This window comes from Pseudoxanthomonas sp. UC19_8, assembly GCF_042700505.1.
GTDB classification, from domain to species: Bacteria; Pseudomonadota; Gammaproteobacteria; order Xanthomonadales; family Xanthomonadaceae; genus Pseudoxanthomonas_A; species Pseudoxanthomonas_A winnipegensis.
The window spans coordinates 140,655-163,199 of record NZ_CP170559.1; the positions used below are offsets into that span (position 1 = coordinate 140,655).

The 22,545-nt window shown below is 70.5% G+C and carries 19 protein-coding genes; 12 read left to right on the top strand and 7 right to left on the bottom strand.

What is annotated here, in order from left to right:
- Window positions 1-9: 9 nt before the first annotated feature.
- The 4 genes from ACFJIT_RS00630 to ACFJIT_RS00645 are packed head-to-tail and all read right to left on the bottom strand — an operon-like array spanning window position 10 to window position 5,637.
- Window positions 10-1,128, bottom strand: a complete 1,119-nt coding sequence (locus ACFJIT_RS00630) for a response regulator (protein ID WP_379654678.1) — start codon at window positions 1,126-1,128, stop codon at window positions 10-12.
- Window positions 1,125-1,706 (bottom strand): chemotaxis protein CheB, encoded by a 582-nt coding sequence (locus ACFJIT_RS00635; RefSeq protein ID WP_130525007.1) that lies wholly within the window; start codon window positions 1,704-1,706, stop codon window positions 1,125-1,127. Before ACFJIT_RS00635 ends, ACFJIT_RS00630 begins: the two co-directional genes overlap by 4 nt.
- A complete protein-coding gene (locus ACFJIT_RS00640) occupies window positions 1,703-2,551 on the bottom strand; it encodes a protein-glutamate O-methyltransferase CheR (RefSeq protein WP_286575556.1) in 849 nt (282 codons plus the stop codon). Before ACFJIT_RS00640 ends, ACFJIT_RS00635 begins: the two co-directional genes overlap by 4 nt.
- The gene (locus tag ACFJIT_RS00645) at window positions 2,524-5,637 is read right to left on the bottom strand and encodes a response regulator (RefSeq protein WP_379654679.1); all 3,114 of its coding nucleotides are present in this window, start codon (window positions 5,635-5,637) and stop codon (window positions 2,524-2,526) included. Before ACFJIT_RS00645 ends, ACFJIT_RS00640 begins: the two co-directional genes overlap by 28 nt.
- Window positions 5,638-5,866: 229 nt before the next feature.
- Here ACFJIT_RS00645 and ACFJIT_RS00650 point away from each other — a divergent pair, with 229 nt between their 5' ends.
- From ACFJIT_RS00650 to ACFJIT_RS00680, 7 genes are all read left to right on the top strand, one after another.
- Window positions 5,867-6,244 carry a response regulator gene (locus ACFJIT_RS00650; RefSeq protein WP_130516465.1) on the top strand — a complete coding sequence of 126 codons (378 nt, stop codon included), beginning with the start codon at window positions 5,867-5,869 and terminating at the stop codon, window positions 6,242-6,244.
- A gap of 127 nt (window positions 6,245-6,371) precedes the next feature.
- Window positions 6,372-8,693: a DPP IV N-terminal domain-containing protein gene (locus tag ACFJIT_RS00655; protein ID WP_379654680.1), complete on the top strand. Its 2,322-nt coding sequence runs from the start codon at window positions 6,372-6,374 to the stop codon at window positions 8,691-8,693.
- A 662-nt stretch (window positions 8,694-9,355) separates the two neighbouring features.
- Window positions 9,356-10,456: a DNA polymerase IV gene (dinB, locus tag ACFJIT_RS00660; protein WP_379654681.1), complete on the top strand. Its 1,101-nt coding sequence runs from the start codon at window positions 9,356-9,358 to the stop codon at window positions 10,454-10,456.
- Window positions 10,457-10,494: 38 nt separating this feature from the next.
- On the top strand, window positions 10,495-10,872 hold the full coding sequence (locus ACFJIT_RS00665) for a hypothetical protein (RefSeq protein WP_130516474.1): 378 nt from the start codon (window positions 10,495-10,497) through the stop codon (window positions 10,870-10,872).
- Window positions 10,873-10,944: 72 nt separating this feature from the next.
- Window positions 10,945-12,216: a TolC family protein gene (locus ACFJIT_RS00670; protein ID WP_379654682.1), complete on the top strand. Its 1,272-nt coding sequence runs from the start codon at window positions 10,945-10,947 to the stop codon at window positions 12,214-12,216.
- Window positions 12,213-13,202 (top strand): efflux RND transporter periplasmic adaptor subunit, encoded by a 990-nt coding sequence (locus ACFJIT_RS00675; RefSeq protein WP_379654683.1) that lies wholly within the window; start codon window positions 12,213-12,215, stop codon window positions 13,200-13,202. Before ACFJIT_RS00670 ends, ACFJIT_RS00675 begins: the two co-directional genes overlap by 4 nt.
- A 194-nt stretch (window positions 13,203-13,396) precedes the next feature.
- On the top strand, window positions 13,397-16,579 hold the full coding sequence (locus tag ACFJIT_RS00680; RefSeq protein WP_379654684.1) for an efflux RND transporter permease subunit: 3,183 nt from the start codon (window positions 13,397-13,399) through the stop codon (window positions 16,577-16,579).
- 39 nt (window positions 16,580-16,618) lie between these two features.
- Here ACFJIT_RS00680 and ACFJIT_RS00685 read toward each other — a convergent pair whose 3' ends face one another.
- Window positions 16,619-17,248 carry a cation transporter gene (locus ACFJIT_RS00685; RefSeq protein WP_379654685.1) on the bottom strand — a complete coding sequence of 210 codons (630 nt, stop codon included), beginning with the start codon at window positions 17,246-17,248 and terminating at the stop codon, window positions 16,619-16,621.
- Window positions 17,249-17,317: 69 nt separating this feature from the next.
- Here ACFJIT_RS00685 and ACFJIT_RS00690 point away from each other — a divergent pair, with 69 nt between their 5' ends.
- Both ACFJIT_RS00690 and gph read left to right on the top strand, forming a co-directional pair.
- A complete protein-coding gene (locus tag ACFJIT_RS00690) occupies window positions 17,318-17,740 on the top strand; it encodes a helix-turn-helix domain-containing protein (protein WP_379654686.1) in 423 nt (140 codons plus the stop codon).
- Between the two features lie 27 nt (window positions 17,741-17,767).
- Window positions 17,768-18,424 carry a phosphoglycolate phosphatase gene (gene gph, locus ACFJIT_RS00695; protein ID WP_379654687.1) on the top strand — a complete coding sequence of 219 codons (657 nt, stop codon included), beginning with the start codon at window positions 17,768-17,770 and terminating at the stop codon, window positions 18,422-18,424.
- 4 nt (window positions 18,425-18,428) lie between these two features.
- Here gph and ACFJIT_RS00700 read toward each other — a convergent pair whose 3' ends face one another.
- The gene (locus tag ACFJIT_RS00700; protein WP_379654688.1) at window positions 18,429-18,785 is read right to left on the bottom strand and encodes a metalloregulator ArsR/SmtB family transcription factor; all 357 of its coding nucleotides are present in this window, start codon (window positions 18,783-18,785) and stop codon (window positions 18,429-18,431) included.
- A 70-nt stretch (window positions 18,786-18,855) separates the two neighbouring features.
- On the opposite strand from ACFJIT_RS00700, the gene ACFJIT_RS00705 reads away from it, so the two are divergent.
- From ACFJIT_RS00705 to ACFJIT_RS00715, 3 genes are read left to right on the top strand one after another with little or no spacing between them, the layout of a single operon-like run.
- Window positions 18,856-19,740: an MBL fold metallo-hydrolase gene (locus ACFJIT_RS00705; RefSeq protein WP_379654689.1), complete on the top strand. Its 885-nt coding sequence runs from the start codon at window positions 18,856-18,858 to the stop codon at window positions 19,738-19,740.
- Complete coding sequence (locus ACFJIT_RS00710; RefSeq protein WP_379654690.1) at window positions 19,737-20,162, top strand: YeeE/YedE family protein; 426 nt, start codon at window positions 19,737-19,739, stop codon at window positions 20,160-20,162. Before ACFJIT_RS00705 ends, ACFJIT_RS00710 begins: the two co-directional genes overlap by 4 nt.
- Window positions 20,159-20,575, top strand: a complete 417-nt coding sequence (locus ACFJIT_RS00715) for a DUF6691 family protein (protein ID WP_379654691.1) — start codon at window positions 20,159-20,161, stop codon at window positions 20,573-20,575. The genes ACFJIT_RS00710 and ACFJIT_RS00715 overlap by 4 nt, the downstream gene beginning before the upstream one ends.
- Window positions 20,576-20,629: 54 nt before the next feature.
- On the opposite strand, the gene btuB is transcribed toward ACFJIT_RS00715, so the two are convergent.
- Entirely contained in the window at window positions 20,630-22,507 is a 1,878-nt protein-coding gene (gene btuB / locus ACFJIT_RS00720) for a TonB-dependent vitamin B12 receptor (RefSeq protein ID WP_379654692.1), read from the bottom strand.
- Between the last annotated feature and the right edge of the window lie 38 nt (window positions 22,508-22,545).

A 22,545-nucleotide genomic window follows, 5' to 3' on the forward strand; every position in this document is an offset into this window, starting at 1 on the left:
GGCGCGTTTTCAGCGGTTGCGGCGCGAGAGCAGGGCTTCCATCACGACCTTGCCGTCGGCGTTGCGCGCGCTGAGCAGGCCGCCGTGGGCGCGCACGAACTGGTCGGCGATGTACAGGCCCAGGCCCAGGCCGCTGCTGGCGCTGAAGCGGCCCTTGAACGGCTCGAACAGCCGCGGCAGCAGCTCGTCGGAAATCGCGCCGACATTGCTCACCATCAGCCGCACGTGCGCGTTCTCGCTGCCGTCCAGGCTCACCTCGACCGGCTCGCCGCCGCCGTGCTCGAGCGCATTGCCCAGCAGGTTGGAGAGGATCTGGGCGTAGCGGTCGGCGTCGACGTCGGCCACCAGATCGCCGGTGCAGGTCAGGCGCAGCACGCTGCCGGGCTTGGTCTGGCGGAATTCCTCCACGGCGCCGACGGTCAGCGGCTGCAGGTCCTGGGCGACGAAGCTCATGCGCAGGCCGCGGGTGCGGATGCGCGAGAAGTCCAGCAGTTGCTCGACCATGCGCGCCATGCGCCGTCCGCTGCTTTCCAGGAAGCCCAGCGTGCGCTGCGCCGAGGCGTCCGGCGGCAGCTCTACGCCCAGCTTCTCCGCGCACAGCAGCACCACCGACAGCGGCGTGCGCAGGTCGTGGGTGAGCACCGCGGTCATGGTCTCGTTGAGCTCCAGCGCGCGTTCCAGCTCGGCGTTGCGGCGCGCCAGCAGGCGGCGCTGTTCGTAGAGCTCGACGAAGATCTGCACTTTGCCCAGGATCACGTGCGTCTCGATCGGCTTGTGCAGGAAGTCCACGGCGCCGGCCTCGTAGCCCTTGAACGCGCGCAGCGGATCGTTGGGCGAGGCGGTGAGGAAGATGATCGGCACCTGCCGGGTGCGCTGCGAACCGCGCATCAGCTCGGCCAGGGCAAAGCCGTCCATCTCCGGCATGTGCACGTCCAGCAGCGCCAGGGCGACCTCGTGGGTCAGCAGCAGCTCCAGCGCCTGCGCGCCGGAAGAGGCGCACAGGATGTTGAGATCGGCGCGGCGCAGCAGCGCCTCCATCGCGATCAGGTTCTCCTGGACGTCGTCGACGATCAGCAGGTTGATCGGCTCGCCGGTCGGCGCGTCCTGGGGCGTGAGATTGAGATTCATCGAGAAAGGGCCGAGAGGTGGTGGCAGAGTTCTGCCAGGGAAAGAACGGCGTCCGCACCGGCGCGGGCCAGGGCCGAGGCGGGCATCAGCGGTGAGGACGCATCGGCCGGGGTCTGGATCCAGGCGGTGCCGCCGGCGCGGCGCACCGCGGCCACGCCCTCGCTGCCGTCGCTGCTGGCGCCGGTGAGCAGGATCGCCAGCAGGCGCGGGCCGAAGACCTCGGCGGCGGTCTCGAACAGCGGGTCGATCGCCGGTCGCGAGAACAGCACCGGCTCGTCCAGCGATAGCGCCACATGGCCGGCGTCCTCGACCAGCAGGTGATAGTCCGGCGGGGCGATCAGCACCTGGCCGGCGCGCAGCGGCTGCTTGTCCTGCGCCTCGTCCACCTCCAGCGCGCAGTGCGCGCCGACGATCTGCGCCACCTTGCTGGGCCGGTCGCGCGGCAGGTGCAGCACGATCAGCACCGGCTGGCTCAGCGTGGCCGGCAGGCTGGCCAGCAGCGTCTGCAGCGCCATCACGCCGCCGGCCGAGGCGCCGATGACGATGGCATCCAGGTCGTGGCCGCTGGGCAGCTTCATGCGGCCTTCCGGTACAGGCGCTGCTCGCGGCTGACCACCTCGAACGCGCCGGCATGCGGCCCGAACTGCAGCGACTCCTTGCTGCCCAGGCCAAGGAAGCCGCGATGCACCAGCGCCTCCTGGAACAGCCCGATCGCGCGGTCCTGCAGGGCGCGGTTGAAATAGATCAGCACGTTGCGGCACGACACCAGGTGCACTTCGGAGAACACCGTGTCGGTGGCCAGGCTGTGGTCGGCGAAGACCACGTTGCGGCGCAGGCTGCGGTCGAACACCGCCCCGTTGTAGGCGGTGGTGTAGTAGTCGGCCAGCGAGCCGCTGCCGCCGGCGTCCAGATAGTTGCGGCTGAACAACGCCAGCCGCTCGATCGGAAAGATGCCGGCCTCGGCCTGGGCCAGCGCCTCGGTGTTGATGTCGGTGGCGTAGAGGATCGTGCGCTCCAGCAGGCCTTCCTCGCGCAGCAGGATCGCCAGCGACCAGACCTCCTCGCCGGTGCTGCAGCCGGCCACCCACAGCTTGATCGAGGGATAGGTGCGCAGCACCGGCAGCACCTGCGCGCGCAGCGCGGCGAAGTAGGCCGGGTCGCGGAACATCTCCGAGACCTGCACGGTGAAGTACTGCAGCGACTGGGCGAACAGCGCCGGGTCGTGCAGCAGCCGGTGCTGCAGCTGCGCCACCGTGTCGCAGTCCAGCCGCGACATCGCATGGCGCACGCGCCGGCGCAGCGAGGACATGGCGTACTGGCGGAAGTCGTAGTGGTAGCGCCGGTAGATCGCCTCCAGCAGCAGCGACAGCTCCAGATCGAACAGCTCGGCCTCGTTCACTGCCGCGAGCACCACACCCGGCACAGCGAGACCAGCTTGTCCACATCGATGGGCTTGGCGATGTAGTCGTTGGCGCCGGCCTCCAGGCAGCGCTCGCGATCGTCGGCCATGGCCTTGGCGGTCAGGGCGATGATCGGCAGGTGCTGGTGGCGGCGCTGCTTGCGGATGTGCCGCATCGCGGTCAGCCCGTCCATCTCCGGCATCATGATGTCCATCAGCACCAGGTCCACCTCCTTGTCCTGCTCCAGGCGCTCGACCGCCTCGCGGCCGTTGCGCGCGATCTCCAGCTTCACCCCGAGCGGCTCGAGCACGCTGGACAGGGCGAAGATGTTGCGCACGTCGTCCTCGGCCAGCAGGATCGTACGCCCGTCCAGTACCGCGTCGCGCTTGCGCGCCTCGCGCAGCAGGCGCTGCTGGTCGCTGGGCAGCGAGGCCTCGACGCTGTGCAGGAACAGGGTCACCTCGTCCAGCAGCCGCTCCGGCGAGCGCGCGCCCTTGATGATGATGCTCTTGGAATAGCGGCGCAGGCGCTGTTCTTCCTCGCGGGTCAGCGCGCGGCCGGTGTAGACGATCACCGGCGGGAACGCGCCGGACTCGCGCTCGCCCATGCGCTCGAGCAGGTCGTAGCCGCTGCCGTCGGGCAGCGCCAGGTCGGTGACCATGCAGTCGAAGGTCACCGCGGCCAGCTGTTCCATCGCCTCGGCGATGCTGCCCACCGCGGTGATGTCCAGGCCCTCGTGGGCGAGCAGGCGGCGCAGGTTCTCGCGCAGGTTGCGGTCGTCCTCGACGATCAGCAGGCGGCGCATGTTGCGCTCGCTGGTCTGCTCCAGCTGGCGGATCGCCGCCACCAGCCGCTCGCGCGTGGCCGGCTTGAGCAGGAAGCCCACCGCGCCCAGTTCCAGCGAGACCTGCGCGCGCTCCTGCGCGGACATCACGTGCACCGGGATGTGGCGCGTGGCCGGGTCGCGCTTGAGCTGTTCGAGCACGCTCAGGCCGGAGATGTCGGGCAGGCCGACGTCCAGCAGCACGCCGCTGGGCTGGATCTGCGGCGCCAGGGCGATGGCCTCCTGCGCCGAGCCGGCCACCACGCAGTCGAAGTCCATGTCGTGGGCCAGCTCGACCAGCGCCTGGGCGAAGGCGGCGTCGTCCTCCACCGCCAGGATCGCGCGGCCGGGGCGGGTGCGGCGGTCGCGGTCGTCGAACGCGCTCGGTGCCGGCGCTGGCGTGGCGCTCGCGGCCGGGGCGGGCGCCGGCGCAGCGGGCGCGGGCGTCGCGGCCGCACGCACGGCAGGCTCGGGCCCGCGCGGCGTCACCGGCGTGTCGGGCGTCTGCGGCGCGCCCTCCACCGGCAGCTCCAGGATGAAGGTGCTGCCGCGGCCGGGCTCGCTGTCCACGGTGATGGTGCCGCCCATGCGCTGGGCCAGATCGCGCGAGATCGACAGCCCCAGGCCGGTGCCGCCGAAGCGGCGCTGGGTGCTGCCATCGGCTTGGCGGAAGGCCTCGAAGATCACCCCGGTCTGCGCCTTGGCGATGCCGATGCCGGTGTCGCTGACCACGAAGCGCACCCGGCCCACGCCATGCCCCTGCACGACCAGGGCGACGTGGCCGTGCTCGGTGAACTTGACCGCGTTGGCCAGCAGGTTCTTGAGCACCTGCTGCAGACGCTGGGCATCGATGGTCAGCCGCTCCGGCGCGCCGGGCTCGGCGCGGATGTCCAGCCCCAGCGCCTTCTGCGCGGCCAGCGGCTCGAAGGTCTCGCGCAGGCGCACCAGCAGCGGCGCCACGGCGATGTTGTCCTCGGACAGCTCGACCTGGCCGGCCTCGATCTTGGACAGGTCCAGGATGTCGTTGATCAGCGCCAGCAGGTCGTTGTTGGACGAGTGGATGGCCTGGGCGTACTTGATCTGCTCGGCGCTGAGCGTGCCCTCGCGGTTGTCGGCCAGCAGCTTGGCCAGGATCAGCGAGCTGTTCAGCGGGGTGCGCAGCTCGTGGGACATGTTGGCCAGGAACTCGGACTTGTACTGCGAGGCGGCCTCCAGCTCCTTGCCGCTGCGCACCAGCTCGTCCTGCGCGGCCAGCAGCGAGCGGCGCTGCTCTTCCAGCTCGTGGGTGCGCTCTTCCAGGTGCACGTTGATCTGTTCCAGCTCGGCCTGCTGCTGCTCCAGGTTGGCCTGGGACTGCTGCAGGCTGCGGCTCTGCTCCTCCAGCTCCTCGTTGGCCACGCGCAGCTCTTCCTGCTGGGCCTGCAGCTCCTCGCTCTGGCGCTGGGTCTGCTCCAACAGCTCGACCAGATCGGCGCGCAGCTGCGCAGTGCGCAGGGCCACGCCGATGATGTCCATGCAGCGCTCCAGCAGGGCCAGGGCGCGGCCGTCGCTGTGGGCCACGCCGCTGCGGCCCAGTTCGATCGCGCCGACCACGCGGCCATCGGCGGTGACCGGCGCCAGCATCAGCTCGCCCGGCGCGCTGCGGCCCAGGCCGGTCTGGATCTGCACGTGCGAAGCATCGACGGCGCGCAGCTGGCGGACCTGCTTCAGGCGCACCGCTTCGCCCAGCTGGCCCTCGCTGGCGGGAATCTCGCTGGCCATGCCGGCCGGCAGCGCGATGCCGCCACTCAGCACCAGGCGCTCGCCGAGCAGGCGGTACAGCGCGCCGACGTGCGCACCGGTGGCCTGGCACAGCGCGCCCAGCGCGTGCTGGGCCAGCTCCTGCGGCGACAGGTCGCCCTGCACGGCCGCGGCCACCGCGGTCTGGCGCTCCTGCAGCCACAGCGCACGCTGGGCGGACATGCGCGCGCGGATGCCTTGCATGGTGATCATGCCCATGCCCAGGAAGCACAGGCCGCCGAAGGTGCGATTGACCGCCGAGAACGAGGAGTTGGTGCTGGCCGGGGCCACCTGGAAGCCGATCGCCACCAGCACGCAGGCCAGCACCGCCACCAGCAGCGGCACGCGCGGGCGCGACTGGAAGTTGGTGATCGCCACGGCGAAGAAATGGACCAGCCAGACCGCATAGCCCAGCGGCGTCACCAGCTCCAGGCCCAGAGTAAGGATCAGCAGGCCGGCCGCGGCGGCCCAGATCCAGGCGTCCCGCGAGGTGTTGGAGATTTGCATGGTGCGCGTACGGCTGGAAAAAAAGACCCCCGATGGTAGCCGAGATCACGCGCAGATCACGTGCAGCGTCTGCGCCGCCGCGCGGCCTCCACGCGGCCTTCACATGGCGACTTCGAAGAATGCCTGTGCCCGCCTCATCGCCTCGCTGCGCGTTCCGGCGGGCGACGCTGTGTCATGCTGCCGGGTCGTGCCGTCCCGCTTCTTTCGCTCCCTTCCCGGTGTTATTCCCATGTCCAAGCCGCTGCGCATTCTCTTTGTCGAAGATCAGGCCGACCTGCGCGAGCTGATGTCCGACGTGTTCGTGCAGATGGGCATGGAGGTGGTCACGCTGGCCGACGCCGCTGCGGCGCTGGAGCTGCTGGCCGAAGGGCCGCAGGTCGACGTGCTGTTCACCGACGTCTACATGCCCGGCCAGATGAGCGGCGCCGAGCTGAGCATGCGCGTGGCCCAGCGCTGGCCGCAGGTGCGCATCGTGCTGGCCTCCGGCCATGCCCGCCACCAGCTGCCCGAGCTGCCGCCGGGCGTGCAGTTCATCCAGAAGCCCTACAGCCTGCAGCAGGCCGCGCGCCTGATCCGCGGCGAAGCGCCCAGCATCCAGGCCGCCTGAGCCGGCGCCCGCGCCGGGCGTAGGACCTTCGGCAGGGGAGGGCGGACCGCCGGGGCGGTAGGATCACCGGTCCGTGCGTGGCCGGGCTGGTGCCCTGCGCGCTTCACCTGATTGCCTGGGGATCCGCATGCTCCTGAAATCCACCGCCCCGCGCCTGCTCGGTGCCTTGGCCCTGGCCGCGTGCGCGGCCGGCGCCTGGGCGCAGACGCCGACCGTGTCGGCCGCCGACTACGCCCGCGCCGGCACGCTGATGTTCGCCCAGCCGCTGGTCGACCACGCCGTCACCCGCGTGACCTGGCTGGACGACACGCACTTCGTCTATACCGACCACGACGCCAGCGGCGACCGCCTGCTGCAGACCGACACGGCCACCGGGACCACCGCGCCGCTGTTCGACGCCAAGGCGCTGGCCGCCTCGCTCAACACGCTGCTGGAGACCAAGGACAAGCCGATCAAGGCCGACAAGCTGGGCATCCGCGGCATCGCTCTGACCGCCGACGGCCACTACCGCTTCGCCATGCGCGGCACCGAGGTGGTCTGCGACGCCAGCGCCAAGTGCGCCAAGGTCTACGCCAAGCAGGACGCCGAGCCCGGCGCCCTGTCGCCGGACAAGAAGTCCGAGGCCTTCATCCGCGACTGGAACCTGTGGGTGCGCGACCTGGCCACAGGCAAGGAGACCCAGCTGACCACCGATGGCGTCAAGGACTACGGCTACGCCACCGACAACGCCGGCTGGAAGCACACCGACAGCGCCATCGTCGAGTGGTCGCCGGATTCGCGCAAGATCGCCACCTTCCAGCAGGATCAGCGCAAGACCAGCGACATGTACCTGGTCAGCACCAAGGTCGGCGCGCCCAAGCTGGAGGCGTGGAAGTACCCGCTGCCCGGCGACAAGCACGTGACCATGATCGAGCGGGTGATCATCGATGTGCCCACCCGCCAGGTCACGCGCCTGAAGATGGAGCCGGACCAGCACCGCTCCACGCTGTGCGACGACATCAGCTGCGGCCCGGACGGCGGCTGGGACGATGTGAAGTGGGCGCCGGACAGCAAGACCGTGGCCTTCGTGTCGACCTCGCGCTTCCACAAGGACGCCTGGTTCCGCATCGCCGACGCGGCCACCGGCGCGGTGCGCACCGTGTTCTCCGAACACGTCAAGACCCAGTACGAGAGCGGCAACGGCGCGGCCAACTTGGCCTATCTGCCGGCCAGCAACGAGGCGGTGTGGTTCTCCGAGCGCTCCGACTGGGGCCAGCTGTACCTGTACGACCTGACCACCGGCAAGCTCAAGCACGCCATCACCACCGGTGAGGGCAACGTCACCGAGATGCTCAAGGTCGATCCGGCCACGCGCACGGTGTGGTTCCGCGGCGTCGGCCGCACCGCAGGCCTGAATCCGTATTACCAGCAGTTCTGGAAGGTCAGCCTGGACGGCGGCGCGCCGACCCTGCTCACGCCCGAGGCGTCCGACCACACCGTGGCGCTGTCGCCCGACGGCAAGCTGTTCGTCGATGCGTACTCGACCACCACCGTGCCGCCGGTGACCGTGCTGCGCAGCGCGGCCGACGGCAAGGACGTGGCCCAGATCGCCAAGGCCGACATCACCCGTCTGAAGGCCGCCGGCTGGGTGCCGCCGGAGCCGTTCACGGTCAAGGCGCGCGACGGCAAGACCGACCTGTACGGGATCATGTTCAAGCCGTCCAACTTCGATCCGTCCAAGAAGTACCCGATCGTCAACTACATCTATCCCGGTCCGCAGACCGGCTCGGTGCGCGGGCGCAGCTTCCTGGCCGCGCACGGCGACAACCAGTCGCTGGCCGAACTGGGCTTCATCGTGGTGGCCATCGACGGCATGGGCACGCCGTGGCGCTCCAAGTCGTTCCACGACACCTGGTACGCCGACATGGCCGACAACACGCTGCCCGACCAGGTGGCCGGCATGAAGGAACTGGCCGCGCGCTATCCGTGGATCGACCTGTCGCGCGCCGGCATCTGGGGCCATTCGGGCGGCGGCAACGCCTCCACCGCGGCGATCCTGCGCTACCCGGACCTGTTCAAGGTGGCCTGGTCGGAGAGCGGCAACCACGACAACCGCGGCTACGAGGACGACTGGGCCGAGCGCTACCAGGGCGAGCTGATCGTCGGCAAGGACGGCAAGAGCAACTACGACGCCCAGGCCAACCAGTCGCTGGCCGGCAACCTCAAGGGCCATCTGATGCTGGTGCACGGCACGCTGGACGACAACGTGCCGCCGTACCTGACCCTGCTGGTGGCCGACGCGCTGATGAAGGCCAACAAGGACTTCGACATGCTGATGATCCCCAACGCCCGCCACGGCTATGGGGCGATGACGGCCTACGTCGCGCGCCGTCGCTGGGATTACTTCGTGCGCTACCTGGCCGGCGGCACGCCGCCGGCGCAGTACGACCTGCAGATGCCGAAGGACTGATCGCGCGCGGTCGATCTTCGGATCTGTTGTTGGTTTTCCGGAGAGGCTGGATCCAGAAAAGGATCCGGCCTTTTTCTTTGGCTTTGGGTGTGCAGAGTCTGATGCCTTCACCGGCAAAGTTCGCCGATCGGCCCGTCTTTCCCGCGAAAGCGGGAATCCATGGACTTGGCGCTTCGCTCCTCGCTTTTGCTGGTGGTTTCAAACCCCCCGTGAGGCACGGCGGAGGGCCGAGGACAAGACCCGCAGAGCCTGCCCCGGACTTGATACGGGGGCGCCGCACATGGATGTGCGGCGTTTTTCGAGGGGACAGGATGTCCCTTCGGAAAATCCCTCGGCCCGCAGCGGACCTGCGCGCAGCGCAGGCGTGTCGCCCGGGCGTGTTTCCTTTGCCTACCTTTCTTTGCACGAGCAAAGAAAGTAGGTCGGGCCGCGAAGCGGCACGAAAGCTCTTGCCGTTGCTTCGCCACCACCCCAAAAGCAGTGAATTAGCGACGGTGAGAGCCGCCTCACAAGCCATCACTGTTAAACGAACATCTACCGCTGCACACAGGCAGAAGCCAAGTCGCTGGATTCCCTCCTTCGCAGGAATGACGGATTGCGTTAGCCGTTCTGAGCACGGCCGTCTCGCTCACCGCGACCCCGCGCGCGATACTGCGCGTCCCATGCGCAAGATCCTCCACATTGACATGGATGCCTTCTACGCATCGGTCGAACAGCGCGACGACCCGTCCCTGCGCGGCAAGCCCGTGGTGGTGGCCTGGCGCGGCGCGCGCTCGGTGGTGTGCGCGGCCAGCTACGAGGCGCGCGTGTTCGGCGTGCGCTCGGCCATGCCGGCGGTGCGCGCCGAGCGGCTGTGCCCGGATGCGGTCTTCGTGCCGCCCGACTTCACCCGCTACAAGGCCGTCTCGCGGCAGGTGCGCGAGATCTTCCTGGCCCACACCGATCTGGTCGAGCCGCTGTCGCTGGACGAGGCCTACCTGGACGTGACCGACCCCAAGATCGCCTCGCCCAGCGCCACGGCCACCGCGCAGGCGATCCGCGCGCAGATCTTCGAGACCACGCAACTGACCGCCTCGGCGGGCATCGCGCCCAACAAGTTCCTGGCCAAGATCGCCTCGGACTGGAACAAGCCCAACGGCCAGTACGTGATCAAGCCGGCGCAGGTCGAGGCCTTCCTGACGCCGCTGCCGGTCGGGCGCATCCCCGGCGTGGGCAAGGTCGCCGAGCAGAAGCTGGCCGAGCTGGGCATCACCACGGTCGGCGAGCTGCGCGCGTGCTCGCTGGAGGAGCTCAGCCTGCGCTTCGGTCGCTTCGGCGCGGCGCTGCACCGGCGCGCGCGTGGCATCGACGAGCGCCCGGTGGAGCCGGACCAACCGGTGCAGTCGATCTCGGCCGAGGACACTTTCGCCGTGGACGTGCCGCTGGAGGAGCTGGACGAACCGATCGTGCGCATGGCGGCCAAGGCGTGGGCGGCCACGCGCAAGACTCCGCGCATCGGCCATACCGTGGTGCTCAAGCTGAAGACCGCGCAGTTCCGCATCCTCACCCGCAGTTTCACGCCCGAGGCGCCGCCGGCCTCGCTGGAAGCCTTCACCCGCATCGCGCTGGCCCTGCGCGAACGCGTGGACCTGCCCGCCGACACGCGCTACCGCCTGGTCGGCGTGGGCCTGTCGGGCTTTCGCGAGCGCGAGGAGGTGGTGGTGCAGGGCGCGCTGTTCGACCACGATCTGGCGCCCGCGGGCGATGACAAACCGGCCATGTGATTGTTTAACGCGCGGCGCGCGCACTAGCATCGGCGCCCATGTCGTTGCGCATCGTCCCTCGCTGCCTGTCCTGGCTGCGCCTGCCGGCGCTGGCCGTGCTGCTACTGGCGGTGCTGGCCAATCCGGTGCTGGCGGCGGTGGGCGATCTGCATGAAGCCACGCGCGGCAGCGCCGCGCACCTGCATCAGGCCGACGAACACGCGCTGGCCGCCGATGCGGACGATGCCGACGATGCGGGCGATCTGCTGCATGCGCTGATGCATGCGGCGCATTGCTGCGGCCACCTGACCGCGATCCCCTCGCAGTTCGCGCTGCTGCCGATGGCGGCGGTGCGTGCGGCCCCGCAGGCGCGTGCGGACCTGCCCGCGCGTTCCCACACCCCGAGCCTGGCGCTGCGTCCGCCGATCGCGGCCTGACGATCCCTCGCCCGCGGCGCCCGTGAAGGCTGCGCCGCGGGGATTCGTCATCGCCCTTTCGGAGATTCCCCCATGTGGTTGCGACTGGCGGCATTGGCCGCCTTCGCGGCCGTGCCCTGCGCGTTGGCGCAGGACCGGCCGCCGGCTCCCCTGAGCCTGGACGAGGCGCTGCGGCGCGTGTCCGATACCCATCCCCAGCTGCGCCTGATCGACGGCGAGCGGCCCGTGCTGGAGGCGCGCCGTGACGCCGCCGCGCTGGCGCCGGCGACCAGCCTCGGCGTGGAACTGGAGAACGCGCTGGGCAGCGGCCAGACCCGCGCCTTCGACAGCGCCGAGCTGACCGTCTCGCTGTCCGGCGTGCTCGAACGCGGCGGCAAGCTCGACGCGCGCCGCGCGCTGGCCCAGGCCAACCTGGACGCGCTGGCGCCGCGGCGCGAGGCCGCCCGCCTGGACGTAATGGCCCAGGTCGCCCAGCGCTACCAGGCCATCGCCCTGGCCCAGCGCGCGCTGGCCATCGCGCAGCTGGACATCGACCAGCGCCGGCGCGCCGTGCAGGCGGCGCAGGCGCGGCTGCAGGCCGGCGCCTCGCCCGAGTCGGTGCTGCTGACCGCACAGGCGCAGCTGGCCCAGGCCGAACTGGACCGCGACCGCGCGCTGGCCGCCGGCCAGGCCGCGCGCCGCCAGCTGGCCACGCTATGGGGCCAGCGCGAGGCCGACTTCGACGCGGTCAGCGGCGATCTGGAGGCCCTGCCGCAGCTGGAACCCTTCGACGCCCTGAGCCGCCTCCTCGAACGCACGCCGGAGCTGGCCATCGTCGCCGGCCAGGCGCGCGTGAACGAGGCGCAGCTGCGCCTGGCCACCAGTGCGCGCAGCGCCGATGTGCAATGGCAGCTGGGCGTGCGCCGCCTGCAGGACGCGGGCGACACCGCGCTGGTGGCGGGCTTCAGCCTGCCGCTGGGCGGCGCGCGGCGCGCCGAGCCGGAGATCCGCGCGGCCCAGGCCGAGCTCGCGGTCAGCACGCTGCAGCGCGACGCGGTGCTGCTGCAGCTGCATGCGACGCTGGCCGAGGCGCACGGTCGCTACCTGACCGCGCAACTGGAGACACAGCGCCTGGCGCGCGACGTGCTGCCGCGCCTGCAGCAGGCCGAACGCGCTGCCGAACGCGCCTGGCGCGCCGGCGCCATCAGCTACCTGGAATGGGCGCAGCTGCAGGCCCAGCGCGTGGAGGCGCTGCGGCGCCAGCTCGACGCCGCAGCGCAGGCCCAGACCGCCCTCATCGAACTGCAGCGCCTGACCGGGCAACCGGTGGTGGCGCCCCACGCTGCGCAGGAGATCAGCCCATGAACACGTATTCCCGCCTCGCGCGCTGTCTGCTGCTGTTCGGCACGCTGCTGCTGGCCGCCTGTGGCAAGGACGCGACGCCGGCCGTCGCGACGGACGATCACGCGCAAACCGCCACCCGCGACGAACACGCCGATACGCCGCAAGGTGCGCAGGAGGACGCCGAGGCCGACAGCACGGTGATCCCCGCGGACATCGCGCGCGAAGCCGGCATCCGCGTCGCCCCGGCCGGGCCGGGCACCATCGCCGACGCGCACGAGGTGCAGGGCGTGCTGACGCCGGTCGATGGCCGCATCGCCCAGGCCACCGCGCGCTTCCCCGGCCCGGTGCGCAGCCTGCGCGCCAACGTCGGCGATCGCGTGCGCGCCGGGCAGGCGCTGGCCAGCATCGAAAGCAATCTCAGCCTGACCCCCTACACCGTCAGTGCGCCGATCGGCGGCGTGATCACCGCGCGCAGCGCGCAGCTGGGCGGGGTGGTGGGCGAGGGCGCCGCGCTGTTCGAGATCGCCGACCTGTCCACGCTGTGGGTGGACCTGCATGTCTTCGGCAGCGACACCCAGCACATCACCGCCGGCGTACCGGTCACCGTGACCCGGATGACCGATGGCGTCAGCACCCGCACCACGCTCGAACGCGTGCTGCCCGGCACGGCCACGGCCAGCCAGAGCACCGTGGCGCGCGCGCTGCTGCGCAACGACGACGGCCTGTGGCGCCCGGGCGCGGCGGTGAAGGCGCGCATCGTGGTGGCCACCACGCCGGCGGCGCTGGTGGTGCCGCTGGCCGCGCTGCAGACGCTGGAGGGGCGGCAGGTAGTGTTCGTGCGCGAGGGCCAGGACCGCTACGTCGCCCGCGCGGTCGAACTGGGCCAGCGCGACGCGATCCAGGCGGCCGTGCTCTCCGGGCTGAAGCCGGGCGAGCAGGTCGTGGTCGAGCAGAGCTACGTGGTCAAGGCCGATCTCGGCAAGGCGGGGGCCGGCCATGCGCATTGAGGCTGCCGTCCACGCCAGGCCGAACGCTTGGCCATCCCCGTCTTTCCCGCGCACGCGGCAATCCAGCGCCTTCGCGCTCGACGGGACGACATCGCCATATCACGGGCGTCCCGCATGCGCGCAGATGACGCCGATGCAGGCGATGGCGTCTGTCGCACGAGGCATGACCAACACGGTCCCAGGAGGGCGCCCCCATGCTTGAGTCCATCCTGCGCCTCAGCATCGCCCACCGCTGGCTGGTCCTGGCGCTGACCGGCGTGCTCATCGCCGTCGGCGCCTGGAGTTTCACCAAGCTTCCCATCGACGCCACGCCGGACATCACCAACGTCCAGGTGCAGATCAACACCGCCGCGCCCGGCTACGCACCGCAGGAGGCCGAGCAGCGCATCACCTTCCCGGTGGAGACGGCCATGGCAGGACTGCCCGGGTTGGAGCGCACGCGCTCGCTGTCGCGCTATGGGCTCTCGCAGGTGACCGTGTCCTTCGTCGATGGCACCGACCTGTACTTCGCCCGCCAGCAGGTCGCCGAACGCCTGCAGCAGGTGCGTGCGCAGCTGCCCGAGGGCCTGGATCCGCAGCTGGGGCCCATCGCCACCGGCCTGGGCGAGATCTTCGCCTACACCGTCGACGCCGCGCCCGACGCGCGCAAGCCCGATGGCAGCCGCTACACCGCCACCGATCTGCGCACGCTGCAGGACTGGGTGATCCGCCCGCAGCTGCGGACCGTGCCCGGCGTGACGGAGGTCAACACCATCGGTGGTCACGCGCGGCAGATCCACGTCACGCCCGATCCGGCGCAGCTGCGCGCGCTCGGTCTGACGCTGGAGGACGTCGTGCAGGCGCTGCGCGTCAACAACCGCAATGTCGGCGCCGGCTACATCGAGCGCAACGGCCAGCAGCTGCTGGTGCGCATCCCCGGCCAGGTCGAGGGCATCGACCAACTGGGCGACATCGTGCTGGCGCGGCGCGAGGGCGTGCCGATCCACGTCCACGACGTCGCCCGGGTCGCCGAGGGACCGGAGCTGCGCAGCGGCGCCGCCACCCAGGACGGGCACGAGGTGGTGCTGGGCACGGTGATGATGCTGGTCGGCGCCAACAGCCGCAGCGTGGCGCGCGCGGCGGCCGAGCAGCTCGAGGTCGCCCAGCGCAGCCTGCCGCCCGGCGTCACCGCCACGCCCACCTACGACCGCACCGCGCTGGTCGAGCGCACCATCGCCACGGTCGCCAGGAACCTGGTCGAGGGCGCGCTGCTGGTGATCGTGGTGCTGTTCGCGCTGCTGGGCAATCTGCGCGCGGCGCTGATCACCGCCGCGGTGATCCCGCTGGCGATGCTGTTCACCCTGACCGGCATGGCCCGCGGCGGCGTGTCGGCCAACCTGATGAGCCTGGGCGCGCTGGACTTCGGCCTGATCGTCGATGGCGGGGTGATCATCATCGAGCACTGCCTGCACCGCTTCGGCCTGCGCCAACGCGAGCTGGGCCGCGTGCTCACCGACGAGGAGCGCTTCGAGGAAACCGCGCGCGCCAGCGCCGAGGTGATCCGGCCCAGCCTGTTCGGCCTGGGCATCATCACCGCGGTCTATCTGCCGATCTTCGCGCTCACCGGCGTGGAGGGAAAAATGTTCCACCCCATGGCCATCACCGTGGTGCTGGCGCTGAGCGGGGCGATGCTGCTCTCGCTCACCTTCGTGCCGGCCGCCATCGCGCTGTGGCTGGGGGGACGCGTGCGCACCGGCGAGAACCGGGTCATGGGCTGGCTGCGGCGAGGCTACGTGCCGCTGCTGGACGCCAGCCTGCGCCATGCGCGCGTGGTCGCCCTCGCCGCGCTCGCCCTGGTGGCGCTGTGCGGTGCGCTGGCCACGCGGCTGGGCAGCGAGTTCGTGCCGCAGCTGGACGAAGGCGATATCGCCATGCACGCCATGCGCATTCCCGGCACTTCCCTGAGCCAGTCGGTGGACATGCAGCAGCGGTTGGAGAGGCGGGTGCTGGCCTTCCCAGAGGTGGCGCGCGTGTTCTCCAGGATCGGCACGCCGGAGGTCGCCTCCGACCCGATGCCGCCCTCGGTGGCCGATACCTTCATCATGCTCAAGGACCGCGCGCAGTGGCCCGATCCGCGCAAGTCCAAGGACGCGTTGATCGGCCAGATCCAAGCCGCGGTGCAGGCGCTGCCGGGCAACAACTACGAGTTCACCCAGCCGATCCAGATGCGCATGAACGAGCTGCTCTCCGGCGTGCGCGCCGACGTGGCCGTCGCGCTGTACGGCGACGATCTGGACACGCTGCGCCAGGTCGGCGCGCGCATCGAGGCCGTGGCCCGCGGCGTGCCGGGCGCGGCCGACGTGCGCCTGGAGGAGACCGAAGGCCTGCCGCTGCTTTCCGTGCTGCCCGATCGCGCCGCGCTGGCCGGCTACGGGCTCAACGCCGGCGACGTACAGGATACGGTGGCCACGGCGATCGGCGGCGAGGTGGCCGGCCAGCTGTTCGAGGGCGATCGCCGCTTCGACATCGTCGTGCGCCTGCCCGAGGCGCTGCGCGGCGACCCGGCCGCGCTGGCCGACCTGCCGATCTCGCTGGCACCGGCGCTGGCCGGCGACGCCGCCGACGAGGCCGGCCGCGTCGGTGGCTGGAACACGCCACGCACGGGCGCCGCGCCGCGCACGGTGCCGCTGCGCGAGCTGGCGCGCCTGGAGATCAGCGAAGGTCCCAGCCAGATCAACCGCCAGGACGGCAAGCGCCGCATCGTCGTCACCGCCAACGTGCGCCAGGGCGACCTGGGCAGCTTCGTGCAGCGTCTGCGCGAGGCGGTCGATGCGCGGGTCGAGCTGCCGACCGGCTACTGGATCAGCTACGGCGGCAGCTTCGAACAGTTGGCATCGGCCAGCCGACGACTGGCGATCGTGGTGCCGGCGACGCTGGCGCTGATCTTCGCGCTGCTTTTCTGGGCCTTCGGCAATGCGCGCGACGCGGCGGTGGTGTTTACCGGGGTGCCGCTGGCGCTTACCGGCGGCGTGCTGGCGCTGGCAATGCGCGGGCTGCCGCTGTCGATCTCGGCGGGCATCGGCTTCATCGCGCTGTCCGGCGTGGCCGTGCTCAACGGGCTGGTGCTGGTGAGCTTCGTACGCGATCTGCGTGCGCGCGGCGTGGCGCTGGCCCAGGCCGTGCGCGAGGGCGCGCTCGGCCGCCTGCGCCCGGTGCTGATGACCGCGCTGGTGGCCTGCCTGGGCTTCGTGCCGATGGCGTTCAACACCGGCGCTGGCAGCGAGGTGCAGCGGCCGCTGGCCACGGTGGTGATCGGCGGCATCGTGTCCTCGACGCTGCTGACCCTGCTGGTGCTGCCGCTGCTGTATCGCTGGGCGCATCGGCGCGCCGCAGCCTGACGATGATCGGCAATCAGGCCAGGGACGGCCTGCTGCCGCTCAAGCGGCGCCGGCACTGCGCCAGGATGGCCAGGCTTCGCCGATCACGCGCAGTGCAGAGCGCAGGAACAGCAGCGCGATCACCGCACCCACCACGACGTCCGGCCAGCCCGAGCCGGTGAGCGCCACTGCGCCCGCAGCCAGCAGTACGCCGACGTTGGCGATCACATCGTTGCGCGAGCACTCGAAGGTACTACTCATGTTGAGGTTGAGGCTTCGGAAACGCCACAGCAGCGCCAGGCAGGCGCCGTTGGCGACCAGCGCCAGCGCCCCGAAGGCCAGCATCAGCCCGCTGGACGGCGGCACGCCATGGACCAGCTTGGCGATCGACTCGACGACGATGAAAACGAAGAACGCCAGGATCAGCAGGCCCTTGGTCAATGCCGCGCCGGCTTCCCAACGTGCGCCGCGGTTCACTGCGTACAGGCTCAGCGCATAGACCACCGCGTCGCCCAGCATGTCCACCGCATCGGCTTGCAGCGCGCTGGAGCGCGCGATGACGCCGGCACCGAACTCCAAGACGAACATCGTCGCGTTGACCAGCATCACGACGACCAGTACGCGGCGTTGCGCGGCCTGGCGGGCGAGGACTTCCAGGGTGTGGCGCTTGTGGCTGCAACAGTGTTCCATGACGTGGGTTGGGCTTGAAAGTCGCGGGGCTTGCCTTTATCAACCCTGTAGCCACTCGAGGGTCAAGCCATGACGACTGCGTTCACCATCGGCCAGCTGGCCGCGCGCACCGGCACCAAGGCCGAAACCATCCGCTATTACGAAAAGATCGGCCTGCTGGCCGCGCCGCCACGTTCGGGAGGCAACTACCGTCATTACGATGCCGCCGCCGCGCAGCGCCTGGGTTTCGTGCGGCGCGCGCGAGAGCTGGGGTTCTCGATCGAACAGATCCGCGAGCTGCTCGGCTTCGCCATCGACGGCGAACACGACTGCGCCACGGTCGATGACGTGGTGCGCGCGCACCTGGACGACATCGCCCGCAAGCTACGCGATCTGCAGGCGCTGGAGGGCGAGTTGCAGCGCATGATCGGCGCCTGTCCGGGTGGTCGCATCGCCGATTGCCGGGTGCTCGAAGCGCTGACGCCCCATGCCGGGGTCACCGACCGCGGCTAGACTGCCGCTTCCACTTCGCTTCGGAGCATGCCGTTGTCCTTTCCCTACCCGCTGGTGATCTTCGACCTGGACGGCACGCTGGTGGACAGCGCGCCGGACATCGCCGAGGCGGTCAACCGCACGCTGACCGACTGGAAGCTGCGGACCTTCGACCTGGCGCAGATCACCAACTGGATCGGCGAGGGCTCGCGCCAGCTGATCACCTACGCCATGCGCGCGGCCGGCAGCGATGCCGACATCGATGCGGTAATGCCCGGCTTCCTCAAGCACTACGGCGATACCGCGCTGGATGGCCAGCTCTATCCGGGCGTGGCCGACACGCTGGCGGCGCTGCACGGGCAGGGCGTGCGGCTGGCGGTGTGCACCAACAAGCCCGAGCAGTTCGTGCGCCCGCTGCTGGAGGCGCGCGGCGTGCTGGGCCTGTTCGATGGCATCGTCGGCGGCGACACGCTGGCCCAGCGCAAGCCGGCGCCCGAGCCGCTGTGGCACCTGGCCCGGCAGTTCGGCGTGGAGCCCGGCAAGAGCCTGATGGTGGGCGATTCGGAAAGCGATGCGCTGGCCGCGCACAACGCGGGCGTGCCGCTGGTGCTGCTGCGCTACGGTTATCGCAAGCAGTACGACCTCGACGCCGCCGGCGCGGTCGCGGTGCTCGACACCTTCCCCGAACTGCTCGCGCTGCGCTGAGGGTTCAGCGCCGGCGCGGGCGCTGCGTTTTTTTCCCGACAGGCACGCAATAGGCCGCATGCAGCGCCTGCATCACGCCCAGCGCCGGGCTGTCGAGCAGGCGGTAGAAGATGGTCTGGGCCTCGCGTCGGGTGTCCACCAGCTCGGCCTGGCGCAGCACTGCCAGGTGCTGGCTCAGCGCCGACATCGACAGGGCGCTCTTGGCCTGCAGTTCGCCCACCGAAGCCTCGCCCTCCACCAGCCGGCACAGCACGCGCAGCCGCGCCGGATGCGCCAGCGCCTTCAGCAGCGCGCTCGCGGCCTGGGCGTGGCTGGCCATCGCGGCGGCATCCAGCGCAGGCGAGGGCAGGCGGGCGGGCATGGGCTTGACCTTTCGTTTTCGATGCGTCTAATTTAGACAAATCTAAAATATGGCGCAACGGGAGTTTCGGATGTCACCGGCATCTTCCTCGCCGCAGGTCCAACCCTTCCACGATCCGGCCACCGGCACGCTCACCTATGTCGTGCGCGATCCGCACAGTCCGGCGGCGGTGGTGATCGATCCGCTGCTGGATTACGACGCCAACGCCGCGCGCACCTCCACCGCCTCGGCCGACGCGCTGCTGGCCTGGGTGCGCGAACAGGGGCTGGACGTGCTGTGGATCCTGGAGACCCACGCCCACGCCGACCATCTCAGCGCGGCCGGCTATCTGCGCGATGCGCTCGGCGCGGGGATCGCCATCGGTCGCGGCATCGTCGGCATCCAGGTGCGCTTCAAGGCGCTGTTCGGCCTGGGCGATGAGTTCGTGGCCGATGGACGCCAGTTCGACCGTCTGCTCGACGACGGCGACGCGCTGCAGGTGGGCGCGCTGACCGTGCGCGTGCTCGCCACGCCGGGCCACACGGAGGACAGCCTGAGCTATGTGATCGGCGATGCGGCCTTCATCGGCGACACGCTGTTCGCGCCGGCCTCGGGCACGGCGCGCACCGATTTCCCCGGCGGCGATGCGGCGCAGCTGTACGCCTCGATCCAGCGCCTGCTGGCGTTGCCGGAGGACACGCGTCTGTTCCTGTGCCACGACTATCCGGCGCAGGGCGCCGCGCCGAAGGTCGAGGTCACTGTCGCCGAGCAGCGTGCGCACAACCTGCATGTCGGCCAGGGCGCGAGCGAGGCCGACTTCGTCGCCCGCCGCCGCGCGCGCGATGCGGTCCTGCCGGTGCCGCGCCTGCTGCTGCCGGCCCTGCAGGTGAACATCCGCGGCGGTCGTATGCCGCCTGCCGAGGCGGACGGGGTGGCCTATCTGCGCCTGCCGCTCAATCGGCTGGGCGTGCAATGAGCCTGGAGTGGAGCGGCGCACTGGCCGGCGGCGTGCTGATCGGCCTGTCGGCCAGCGCGCTGCTGTGGCTGACCGGGCGCATCGCCGGCGTCAGCGGCATCGCCGGGCGCGCGCTGCTGGCGCCCGGCGAGGGCCTGGCCTGGCGGCTGGCCTTCCTGGCGGGGCTGATCTGCATGGGGGGTCTGGCGCTGCACGCGCTGCCATCCGCACAGCCCACGCGCGCCGGCTTTCCGCCGTGGCTGCTCGTCGTGGCCGGCCTGCTGGTCGGGGTCGGCACACGCATGGGCAATGGGTGCACCAGTGGTCACGGCGTCTGTGGGCTGGCGCTGCATTCGCGTCGCTCGCTGGCCGCCGTGGCGGTGTTCATGGTCGCGGCGATGGCCGTGACCTTCCTGGTGCGGCATGTATGGAGGGGGCCATGAATCGGCAGGTCTGGGCCGCGGCGGCCTGTGGCGCGCTGTTCGGCGTCGGCCTGGTGGTCTCGGGCATGACCGATCCGCAGCGCGTGCTGGGCTTCCTGGATGTCGCCGGGCGCTGGGATCCGCGTCTGCTGTTCGTCCTGGGCGGCGCGGTGCTGACCAGCGGCGCGCTGTTTCCGTTGATCCGGCGACGTCGGGCACCGGTGTGCGCGCCGTCGTTCTCGCTGCCGGCCGCACGCGCGATCGATCGTCCGCTGTTGCTGGGCGCCGCGCTGTTCGGCGCCGGCTGGGGCCTGGCCGGCTACTGCCCCGGCCCCGCGCTGGTTGGCCTCGGCGCCGGCATCGGCGAAGCGCTGTGGTTCGTGCCGGCCATGCTGGCGGGCATGGCGCTGCACCGGCTGCTGGCGGTGGCATAAAAAAAGCCGGCGCAACGCGCCGGCTTTTCTCTGCAAACCTTCCTGGGCGAAGGCTTACTGCTTGGCCTGCCAGCGCACGCTGACGGTGTACTCGCGGCCGGGCTGGTTGTACCACTGGACGGTCTCGTAATCCTTATCGAACACGTTGGCGGCCTTGGCCAGCAGGGTCCAGTCGCGTGACAGGGCGTACTCCAGGCGCACGTCCATCGTGCCGTAGCCGGCCAGGCGCTCGGTGTTGGCCGCGTTGTCGTAGCGCTTGCCGGCGGCGTTGCCGGTCAGGCCCAGGCGGAAGTCGCCGATCGCATAGTCCAGGTCCAGTCGCGCGGTGTCGCGTGCGCGGCGCGCCAGCCACTTGTCGTGGTTGGCGCCGTCGCCGTCGTCGCGCGCGTCGGCGTGGCTGAGCTGGGCGTTGATGTCCAGCCCGGCCAGGGTGACGAAGCCGGTCAGCTCGGCGCCGCGGATCCTGGCCTTGTCCACATTGACGATGTTGAAGGCCGTGTCGTAGCCGATCAGGTCCTCGATGCGGGTCTCGTAGGCGTTGAAGGTCCAGTTCCAGCCCTGACCGTACTGTGCCAGGCCCAGATTGAGCGACTTGCTCTTCTCCGGCTTGAGGTTCGGATTGCTGAAGCCCGGGTAATACAGGTCGTTGAAGTTGGGCGCCTTGAAGCCGGTGCCCGCGTTGGCGGTGAACTTGAAGCCGTTGCCGAAGCCGAAGCCATAGCCCAGGCTGCCGGTGGTGTGCGAGCCGAACTGTTCGTTGTCGTCGTTGCGCACCGAGGCCTGCAGCGCGTGCGCGCCGAAGCTGCCTTGGTACTCGGCGAACACGCCGGTGTTGTCGCGCGCGTCGATGTCGTAGGGCGTGGTGCTGGTGACGCGGTCGTTCAACCAGTCCACGCCCAGGGTGAAGGTCTGGCCTTCGGCGAAGCGGTAGTCGCCCTGCGCCGAGGCGGTGTCGCGGCGGGTGTCGAAGGTGCTGACGAAGCTGCGCGTGCCGGTATCGGCATCGGCGAAGTAGTTGTCGGCCTCATCGTCGTTGCGGCCGGCCTGCACGGTCAGCTGGAACGCTTCGCTCGGGTTCCAGCGCAGCTTGCCGCCGGCCACGCGCTGCAGGCTCTTGGCCTCGTTGCCGCCGAACAGGGTGCCGTCGTATTCGTTGTAGCTGTCGGCGTTGAGGAAGTTGCCCTCCAGCGCCAGCGTGTCGGTGACGTCGATCCCGGCGCGCAGGCCGAAGGAGGTGTTGCGGTAGCCGTCGCGGTCCGGCTCGTCGGCGTAGCAGCCGGCGCCGAAGGGATGGGCCGCATCGCCGGCGGTGCCGCGGCAGGCGTTGATGCCATCGGTGTCCTGATAGCCGCCGTTGGCCGACAGCCAGCCGCGTTCGCCGCGATAGCTGAAGCCGGCGCTGTGGTCGCGCAGGCCATGGCTGCCGAAGCCGGCCTGGGCGTAGGTGGTCAGGCCCTTGCCGCCGCTGCGGGTGAAGATCTGGATGACGCCGCCGATGGCTTCGGAGCCGTACAGGCTCGAGCGCGGGCCGCGCACGATCTCGATGCGCTCGATCTGCGACACCGGCAGGTCCTGGAACGCGGCCAGTCCTGCGGTGACCGAGCCGATGCGCACGCCGTCCACCAGCACCAGCACGTGATCCGATTCGCTGCCGCGCAGGAACACGCTGGTCAGCTTGCCCGGCCCGCCCTGGTTGGCGATGTTGATGCCGGCGCGGCCGGCCAGCAGCTCGGGCAGCGAGGTCGCCTGGCTGCGCTCGATCTCCTCGCGCGAGATGACCTGCACGGGGACGAGACTGTCCTGGACGGCGACTTCGGTGCGCGTGGCGGTGACGCTGATCTGGTCCAGATCGGTCGCGTCGTCGGCGGGCCGCGCCAGGGCGGTGGCGGAAAGGCTCAGGCCGATGGCCAGGCAGAGCAGGGTGGTCTTCATGTGGGGAACTCCGTCGCGCGCCTCGCACGTGCAAGGCA

Excerpts from the sequence above, each read along its gene's own strand:
- ACFJIT_RS00630 (WP_379654678.1), bottom strand. The coding sequence starts at position 1,128 with ATGAATCTCAATCTCACGCCCCAGGACGCGCCGACCGGCGAGCCGATC.
- ACFJIT_RS00635 (WP_130525007.1), bottom strand. The coding sequence starts at position 1,706 with ATGAAGCTGCCCAGCGGCCACGACCTGGATGCCATCGTCATCGGCGCC.
- ACFJIT_RS00645 (WP_379654679.1), bottom strand. The coding sequence starts at position 5,637 with ATGCAAATCTCCAACACCTCGCGGGACGCCTGGATCTGGGCCGCCGCG.
- ACFJIT_RS00650 (WP_130516465.1), top strand. The coding sequence starts at position 5,867 with ATGTCCAAGCCGCTGCGCATTCTCTTTGTCGAAGATCAGGCCGACCTG.
- ACFJIT_RS00655 (WP_379654680.1), top strand. The coding sequence starts at position 6,372 with ATGCTCCTGAAATCCACCGCCCCGCGCCTGCTCGGTGCCTTGGCCCTG.
- dinB (WP_379654681.1), top strand. The coding sequence starts at position 9,356 with ATGCGCAAGATCCTCCACATTGACATGGATGCCTTCTACGCATCGGTC.
- ACFJIT_RS00665 (WP_130516474.1), top strand. The coding sequence starts at position 10,495 with ATGTCGTTGCGCATCGTCCCTCGCTGCCTGTCCTGGCTGCGCCTGCCG.
- ACFJIT_RS00670 (WP_379654682.1), top strand. The coding sequence starts at position 10,945 with ATGTGGTTGCGACTGGCGGCATTGGCCGCCTTCGCGGCCGTGCCCTGC.
- ACFJIT_RS00675 (WP_379654683.1), top strand. The coding sequence starts at position 12,213 with ATGAACACGTATTCCCGCCTCGCGCGCTGTCTGCTGCTGTTCGGCACG.
- ACFJIT_RS00680 (WP_379654684.1), top strand. The coding sequence starts at position 13,397 with ATGCTTGAGTCCATCCTGCGCCTCAGCATCGCCCACCGCTGGCTGGTC.
- ACFJIT_RS00685 (WP_379654685.1), bottom strand. The coding sequence starts at position 17,248 with ATGGAACACTGTTGCAGCCACAAGCGCCACACCCTGGAAGTCCTCGCC.
- ACFJIT_RS00690 (WP_379654686.1), top strand. The coding sequence starts at position 17,318 with ATGACGACTGCGTTCACCATCGGCCAGCTGGCCGCGCGCACCGGCACC.
- gph (WP_379654687.1), top strand. The coding sequence starts at position 17,768 with ATGCCGTTGTCCTTTCCCTACCCGCTGGTGATCTTCGACCTGGACGGC.
- ACFJIT_RS00700 (WP_379654688.1), bottom strand. The coding sequence starts at position 18,785 with ATGCCCGCCCGCCTGCCCTCGCCTGCGCTGGATGCCGCCGCGATGGCC.
- ACFJIT_RS00705 (WP_379654689.1), top strand. The coding sequence starts at position 18,856 with ATGTCACCGGCATCTTCCTCGCCGCAGGTCCAACCCTTCCACGATCCG.
- ACFJIT_RS00710 (WP_379654690.1), top strand. The coding sequence starts at position 19,737 with ATGAGCCTGGAGTGGAGCGGCGCACTGGCCGGCGGCGTGCTGATCGGC.
- ACFJIT_RS00715 (WP_379654691.1), top strand. The coding sequence starts at position 20,159 with ATGAATCGGCAGGTCTGGGCCGCGGCGGCCTGTGGCGCGCTGTTCGGC.
- btuB (WP_379654692.1), bottom strand. The coding sequence starts at position 22,507 with ATGAAGACCACCCTGCTCTGCCTGGCCATCGGCCTGAGCCTTTCCGCC.